Genomic DNA, 812 nt, shown 5'->3' with positions numbered 1-812 from the left:
TATCTGGCGTCCGCCGGTCAAGGCGCTGATGCCGTCTTTCTGTATTGTAGAAGGTGAAGTAGATATCGAGTGAAGTCCTTGCTTCCACTATGCTGTCATAGGCTTTCAGATAGACCTCCTCGTACTTTATGCGCCACAGGCGCTCGACAAAGACATTGTCCACCCAACGCCCTTTGCCGCCCATGCTGATGCGGATATCGTGCGCCTTGAGCACACCGGTGAATTCTTCACTGGTAAAGCGGATGCGGCGACTGCCATAGAAAGGATGCTTCAGGTGACAGCGATCAATCAAAGCCATCAACGCCAGCTCTTCATCAGAAACAGGCTTGGGCACATGATAGAAAGTCGAACGCGGTAGATCCAGCAAATCACATTGGCGAGTGATGGATAAAGATTCCTTCCGGTCTACCACTTTTTTCCTCTGGGCCCGTGAATCCGTTCGAGCCCGCGTTCTAAAAAATCATTTTCCATCGTCAACTGGCCAATCTTGGCATGCACATCGAACTTCTTTACCCGTTCAACCAGGGTCAGATCGCCCTGAATCGCCGCCAAGACGACCTTCGCTTTGAATTCCGGGGAATGGGTTCGTCTTTTTCGTCTCATTACTTTTCTCCTGAGCCTTTGGCTCATCATGGAGGAAAACACTTATCTTCGTCCAGTTCCTGTCCCCCCTATGGGGTCCATCTCTGTTGGCCGCTCCTCGATGCCAACCCGGCCGATGATGCGACCTCGCCGTTCCTGACTGCCATAGCGCTTCCTGTAGCGCTTGCGCCGCTGCCGAAGGTGTTTGTGCAGATCGCCGCCCGCTTTCT

The 812-nt window shown here is 53.0% G+C and carries 2 pseudogenes; both read right to left on the bottom strand.

The window, feature by feature from the left end:
* Positions 1 to 603, bottom strand: a pseudogene (locus tag ACOCD2_RS23090) (integrase core domain-containing protein); the annotation flags it as partial.
* A gap of 75 nt (positions 604 to 678) precedes the next feature.
* A pseudogene (locus tag ACOCD2_RS23085) lies at positions 679 to 812 on the bottom strand (IS30 family transposase); the annotation flags it as partial.

Origin of the sequence: Thiolapillus sp., assembly GCF_048562965.1 — a bacterium.
Lineage (GTDB): Bacteria > Pseudomonadota > Gammaproteobacteria > Chromatiales > Chromatiaceae > Thiolapillus > Thiolapillus brandeum_A.
This window is presented reverse-complemented; position numbering and strand designations above follow the sequence as displayed.